The sequence below is a fragment of the Paenibacillus sp. BK033 genome (genome assembly GCF_004345425.1).
Lineage (GTDB): Bacteria > Bacillota > Bacilli > Paenibacillales > Paenibacillaceae > Pristimantibacillus.
This window is the reverse complement of sequence record NZ_SLVP01000010.1, coordinates 192,655-198,728: the sequence shown is the minus strand read 5'-3', so window position 1 is coordinate 198,728 and position 6,074 is coordinate 192,655. Positions and strand designations below refer to the sequence as shown.

7 protein-coding genes and 1 pseudogene are annotated in these 6,074 nt (G+C 41.7%); 1 reads left to right on the top strand and 7 read right to left on the bottom strand.

The window, feature by feature from the left end; all coding sequences use genetic code 11:
- Positions 1–152 (bottom strand): annotated as a pseudogene (locus EV294_RS30820) (IS110 family transposase); the annotation flags it as partial.
- Between the two features lie 487 nt (positions 153–639).
- Complete coding sequence (locus EV294_RS25835; protein ID WP_132312147.1) at positions 640–1,278, bottom strand: NAD(P)H-dependent oxidoreductase; 639 nt, start codon at positions 1,276–1,278, stop codon at positions 640–642.
- 130 nt (positions 1,279–1,408) lie between these two features.
- Between EV294_RS25835 and EV294_RS25830 the strand changes: the two genes are divergently transcribed.
- Positions 1,409–1,768 (top strand): winged helix-turn-helix transcriptional regulator, encoded by a 360-nt coding sequence (locus tag EV294_RS25830; protein WP_132312146.1) that lies wholly within the window; start codon positions 1,409–1,411, stop codon positions 1,766–1,768.
- Between the two features lie 174 nt (positions 1,769–1,942).
- On the opposite strand, the gene EV294_RS25825 is transcribed toward EV294_RS25830, so the two are convergent.
- The 5 genes from EV294_RS25825 to EV294_RS25805 form a co-directional block, all read right to left on the bottom strand.
- Positions 1,943–3,046, bottom strand: a complete 1,104-nt coding sequence (locus tag EV294_RS25825; protein WP_132312145.1) for an oxidoreductase — start codon at positions 3,044–3,046, stop codon at positions 1,943–1,945.
- Between the two features lie 326 nt (positions 3,047–3,372).
- Positions 3,373–4,071 (bottom strand): Crp/Fnr family transcriptional regulator, encoded by a 699-nt coding sequence (locus tag EV294_RS25820; protein WP_132312144.1) that lies wholly within the window; start codon positions 4,069–4,071, stop codon positions 3,373–3,375.
- 9 nt (positions 4,072–4,080) lie between these two features.
- The gene (locus tag EV294_RS25815; RefSeq protein WP_132312142.1) at positions 4,081–4,416 is read right to left on the bottom strand and encodes a thioredoxin family protein; all 336 of its coding nucleotides are present in this window, start codon (positions 4,414–4,416) and stop codon (positions 4,081–4,083) included.
- A gap of 257 nt (positions 4,417–4,673) precedes the next feature.
- The gene (locus EV294_RS25810; protein WP_132312140.1) at positions 4,674–5,375 is read right to left on the bottom strand and encodes a Crp/Fnr family transcriptional regulator; all 702 of its coding nucleotides are present in this window, start codon (positions 5,373–5,375) and stop codon (positions 4,674–4,676) included.
- Positions 5,376–5,406: 31 nt separating this feature from the next.
- Positions 5,407–5,916, bottom strand: coding sequence for a TetR/AcrR family transcriptional regulator (locus EV294_RS25805; protein ID WP_279513611.1), 510 nt, complete (start codon positions 5,914–5,916; stop codon positions 5,407–5,409).
- Positions 5,917–6,074: the final 158 nt, after the last annotated feature.

Sequence of the window (6,074 nt, the reverse complement as noted above, 5' to 3'; positions counted from 1 at the left end):
TCTCGATTGTTCTCAAACGTAATGGGCTTCCCAAACTCCACTCCGCGGTAGTCTTGTGCTCGAGCGACGTGTTTAAATTTAGCGATGTCTACACCGACAATTAAGGTAGAAGAAGTGATTTGATTAATGCGTTCATTTTGAGTAGAATTCATCTTGTAGTCTCCTTGGCTTGTTTTTGGATCCGGTAGCTGGCCAGCGTCGTGGACCCATTAACATCATACCAAGGAGTCTTTTTGTTTCTCAAACCTCGTATTTCTTCATTATAGGAATGCTGCCCTTTCGTATTCCTGTATAACGAATAATTTGGAGTTTGAACAAAAACGAGCTCCTCTGTATATCAACTCATTGAAACATTACCGTTAATCACTTGGTTATCGGCATAGATAGGGTACAAGAAGTCCATGTAGCTCTCGCGGTCAGCTTTCGAGGAATTGCTTTGCTTTGGGAACGAGTTCGGTAACCATCGTGAAGGGTTTAATTTGTTCGCACATCGGATTCAGATCTTTACAAATCCTAAAAACTTAACAGCGTCATCGTTGGTATGGAGCCCACAGACACGTAGTCGGAATCAGCTTCGCAGCATTACTTCACTTTTGATCGATTTGCTCTTATGGATTCCGGTTTGAGAACGCCGCCCTATTAGAAACTTCTGGCAACCTCCTTAGCATGTGCAATTGCTTTTTCTTTAATTGCTGGAGCTTGCTTCTGTGATGTTAATGCCGTTCCTTCAATAAAAATTGCCTCAATAGATTGAATCCCATAGAACTGTAAAACCTTATTTAGATAGCTGTATCCCATTTCAAGTGGAGCTAAAGGACCTTCCGAATAAACAGAACCACTGGCTTGAATGTGTAAGACTTTCTTACCGGTCAACAAACCTTCAGGACCGTTTTCGGTATACCTAAAAGTCTTACCCGGAATTGAAGTCGCATCAGTGTATGCTTTCAAAACCGGTGGGATCGAGAAATTCCACATCGGGGAAACATATACATACTTATCGGCAGCAACGAATTGATCAACAACCGCTTCAAGACAAGCTACTTTTGACTTCTCATCATCAGTCAGTTGATCGAAAGATGAACCCGACCGAAGTTTTTCCCAACCTCTTAAAACATCAGCATCAAATTGCGGAATATTCTCTTTGTAGAGATCCAAATGAATAACTTTATCTCCCGGGTTTGCCTTGCGGTACGCCTCGATAAACTCTTTGCCTACCGCGAGGCTATACGATGATTGAGGATCGAGAGGGTGTGCGGTGATGTACAATAAGGTTGCCATGAACCAAAACTTCCCTTCTGTAATCAGTTATACTTTCAAGGATAATCATATTATATATACTTACATATTTTAAGTACGCACAATAATGTGGTATAGTATTAAAAAAGGTACTGTAAACGGAGGCCTATGTATGCAAAAGAACCCTGTCCAATGTCAATTCGTTGTAGCGTTGGATTCGATCGTCGGCAAATGGAAGCCGATTATCCTTTATCATTTGCTTCAAGGTAAACCTTTGCGGTTCAATGAGCTAAGAAGATTGCTGCCCGATATCACTCAAAGGATGCTTACGCTCCATCTGCGCGAATTGGAAGAGGAAGAGATTGTTACTCGAGTCATTTATCCGCAAATCCCGCCGAAAGTAGAATACTCCATCACGGAATACGGTATGAGCCTGTCTCCCATTTTGGAAACCTTGCATCAATGGGGAGTGGCCCATGTTGAGCGAAAGCAGCTCAAAAAGGGGAAAAATGAACAAAATGAAACGGACTAGCGTTCGATATTACGCTAGTCCGTTTCCTTTTTCTCCGAGTCACAATATAACAAAAGTGATTACGAGGCATGTCCCGCACCGCGGCCTGTCCTCATATCTTTATTTCATTTTCACGAAATCTATTTTGTGCAAATCCTCATTTTACTCGTTATTGTTCCTCAATCAGGATATTCTTTACTCCGCATGCCCATATAATTCTTGGTCCTTTAGATTAGGTGTAGGAGCCAGAATATTATCTAAAGATGATTCAATCGGAAGACCATTCTCTGCTTTGAACACCCAGTCATGATTAGCTAGTGCGGCTTTTCCTAGTGAAATCAAATCTGAGCCTGCCTCCAGCGCCCTTTCGGCATCCTCTGGCTGATCCAGTTGCCCATTAGCAATAACTGTCGTATTTCCATATTTTTTCGCTAATTCAGCTAGTGTTGAACCGCTATCCCCGAAGGCAGGTAAAAGGGCATTATATTCCGTGATGTGGATATAATCGGGCCTTTCTGCGCCAATGGCTTCGAAAATGATTCGGGCATCTTCTTCACCGTTCGCCCACTTGTGCACGAAGTAATTGGCTTTAGCCTGCGATATTCGAACGCCGACAACAAGGCGTTGACCAACTTTCTCCTTGACGGCTTTAATAATTTCGGTTACAAAACGTACACGGTTCTCCGTTGATCCGCCATATTCATCTTGACGCAGATTTGTGAAATCCGTCAAAAATTCGTCCAATAAATAACCGCTTGCCGCGTGAACCTCTACCCCGTCGAAGCCTGCTTGTTCGGCTCTTAAAGCTGCTTCCGCAAAACCGGCTATGATAGCTTTGATTTCTTCCAGTCTAAGTTCTTTCGGCGTTAAATACTCGCCTTCACCTCCGAATGCTGGTGATTGCTCACCTAATGGCTTAACAGCCGAAGGAGCCACTGTCCCTTTTTTATAAACATTACCCATAGAAAGAGCACCAGCATGGGCAATTTGCAATATTATTTTACCACCCTTAGCATGAACAGCTTCAGTTACTTGTTTCCATGCTCTGACATGTTCAGCATTTGCGATTCCTGGCTCCCCAATATACGCTTGACTGTATTCTTCATCTGGGTATGTTCCTTCGGTAATCACAAGACCAAATCCACCCGCAGCAAAGCTTTCATAATATCTCGCCATTCTATCGGTTGCATTACCATTCTTTTCGGCAGAAATGCGAGTCATCGGGGCAAGTACTACTCGGTTTTTCAAGGTGAGATTTCCTAGATTATATGTGGAAAGAAGTTTTTTAGGTGTTGTCATGAAAAGTATCTCCTTTAATGTCAAAAAGTTATTTTCTCCAAAAAATCACTAAGTCTCTAAGGTTCGAAAAATTCTTCCGGCCAGCTATTGCTTTAGTTGGACTAGCTGACTGGACATGTTTTATTCCTCCTTTAGGCTAGTTAGATGTACCGCATTTCCGTGAGCGCATATCGTATTGGCCTAACGGATGAACGATAATCAGGTATGACTCCTTTCCCCAACTCTCCGAAAGGATGAATTAATCATAATCCTAGATGAATAATTCCTCAGTAATATAGATTACCTAAACATGAAGCAATAAGAGGGAAATTTCCCCATCATACAAATCAAGATAATTCTTTCATGACTTTTTCGATATGAATCATAACCATCCTTCGGCTGGTAACGATAATACCTTCGTTCGATAGTTCTTGTAAGGTGAGTGACACCGCTTCTCGTGTTGCACCGATCATATTCGCCAATTCTTGATGAGTAAGCGGGATATCGATTTTCAGATATCCATTTTCTTCAATGCTGAATTTTTTGGATAGCCGGTTTAAAAAGTACAACACTTTTCCTCGAAGATTTCTAAAAACAAGTTTTTCCGCTAATTCAGCCTGCTCTCGTAATCTCTTACTCATTTCCGATAAAAATCGTAATGCAAGTTCGGAATACTTGCTCAAAAGCGGCTCGAATTGTTCAGCCGGGATCGAATAAATCATCGTTTCCTCCATCGTCTCTACGTAAGTTCCGCCTATGCCGAGAGAAAACGATTCAACTTCACCGAACATTCCGCCGTCGCTAAGGATGCAAACCGTATATTGTTTACCGTCCGAATCGGTTTTATAGGATCGAAGCTTGCCGGCGATTACGAAGCTCAATCCAGTCTTCTCGGTACCAGGCGTTTGAATAATGGTTTTTTTAGGATACGCATTCAGATTGGATTCATTAGCCAGCTGTTCGATCTCATGGATAATGTGCGATGGAAGCGATTCGAATAGCTTGATCCGAGATAATATTGATAATTTCTTTTTGTTCTGTTCCATAATCTTCGTTTACTTCCCTGCAGAGGAAACAGCGAGCTTATTCAGATATTCTCTGATTTGAGTCGGCGTTTTCGCGAATTTACTATGCAAATGATCCAATTTTTGACCGTTCCTGAATACGAGCAAGCTTGGAATTCCTCGTACGTCGTATTTTTCCGCGAGCGTATCGAATTGTTCCGAATCAACGGCAAAGAACGATTTATCCTTATGCTCGCTCACGATATCTCCGATAAATCGGTCTAAATTTTTGCAATCCGGACACCAGGTTGCGTCGAATTTCATAATGGTATATTTATCTTGCGCAATTTCATCTTGAAATTGCTGTTGATTGTCGATTCTGTTCATTGCGTATCCCTCCTTGGTATGTCGCCATCTTAGCTCAATAAGCTGCACTTGTTCTGTAATGTAAATTACAGAAGGCCACCGTCATAGGTTTAAACGGTAAAATACCAAGTTCCATACGTTTAAACATTCCCCAGTTTCTCCATCGTTATCCTGCCGTTTCGGCGCGTCAATGCCCTCATCATGCGATCCACTTCGTTTGTTTTAGCCAATCAGCATTTCTATTTCTAATGGTGCATCAACATCGGTTGCTTGCGCTGCTACGAATATGTTAACTCCAGTATTTCCGCTACTTTAACGGGTGAAATGGAAATCGATTTCCGTCCGGTCTGAATAACATTGTTCTTCGCAAGCGTTCTTAAGATTACGGAGACCGCCTCGCGCGTGGCACCTGCCATATTCGCAACATCCTGATGCGTTAACGGCAAGTCAATTCTTATATTCCCCTCATCCTCGACACCGAATCGTTCGGAAAGATTGAGCAATAGATAGAGTATGCGGTCACGGACATCGCCAAGGGCTAACTTTTCGAGCATCTCATCCTTGAACTTAAGCACCTTGCTCAATTCGGTCAACATTTTCATGGCAAGCAACGGACGTTCGGCTAGGAAGTTTTCAAATTCTTGTTTAGGCACCGAACATATTAACGTTTCCTCCATTGTTTCGATGTAAAAACCTTTCGTTCCAAAAGAAAAGGTATCGATTTCACCAAAGACATTGCCTTTTCCCAAAATCACTATCGTGAATTGTTTTCCTTCCGAAGTCATTTTATATAAGCGGACCTTCCCTTCTTTTATAAAGAACAGTCCGTCTCGGGCAGTATCCGGCTTCTGTATGATACTACCTTTAGGCAGAGCATTAAAATGCTTCATCGGTGTTATTTGGTCCAGTTCATTTAAATCATCAGGAGTCAGCACATCAAAAATGCTCATTTTCGATAAATAGTATCGTTTATCTGACAATTTCTAGTGCCCCTCCTGCTCTTCTTTTAGATCAATTCGAATGGCAGCCATTATTCTCATCCATGTAGCCATTGTTGCCATTCAACTTAAGACTATTCATAACATAGGGACGAACAATGTTTAGAAGCAAATCGGTCCGATCATTTTCCCCAACCGTTAACCAATGAAGTGTTGCGCCATAAATTGCTGAGCCTGTCATGGCCGAAATGATCTCTGTACGGTAACGATCCGTTCTATGGAAGTTATCCTCTTTCAATACAATACTTACTATTGTCTGCTGCAGCATTTTCTTTATTTTATCAACTACAATCGTTGCCATCGATTTGGAATCCATTCTGCATTTCCGATAAAAATCCATGATGTAGCGGTAAGTGAGCAAGATCAGTTGATCACATACTTCATCTGTAAATTCAAGTGCATCCATCACTTCTTTTGGCGTCATTTCCCGAAAAGCCTGTTCTGTGATCTCTTCCAGCAAAGCATACTTATCTTCATAATGGGCATAGAAGGTAGCTCGGTTAATGGTAGCTCTCTGGGCGATATCGTTTATCGTTATTGGCTGTCAGCCAAAAAGCGGAAATTATGTTATTGGATGAGTTGTTTCAAAAAAAATTCAAACAGAATGACAGCTGAGATAACCATTGTTAGAAGCATGGCATCTCATTTATGTACCAATACCAACAAAAATCTAACAGGATG

Excerpts from the sequence above, each read along its gene's own strand:
- EV294_RS25825 (WP_132312145.1), bottom strand. The coding sequence starts at position 3,046 with ATGACAACACCTAAAAAACTTCTTTCCACATATAATCTAGGAAATCTC.
- EV294_RS25830 (WP_132312146.1), top strand. The coding sequence starts at position 1,409 with ATGCAAAAGAACCCTGTCCAATGTCAATTCGTTGTAGCGTTGGATTCG.
- EV294_RS25835 (WP_132312147.1), bottom strand. The coding sequence starts at position 1,278 with ATGGCAACCTTATTGTACATCACCGCACACCCTCTCGATCCTCAATCA.
- EV294_RS25820 (WP_132312144.1), bottom strand. The coding sequence starts at position 4,071 with ATGGAACAGAACAAAAAGAAATTATCAATATTATCTCGGATCAAGCTA.
- EV294_RS25815 (WP_132312142.1), bottom strand. The coding sequence starts at position 4,416 with ATGAACAGAATCGACAATCAACAGCAATTTCAAGATGAAATTGCGCAA.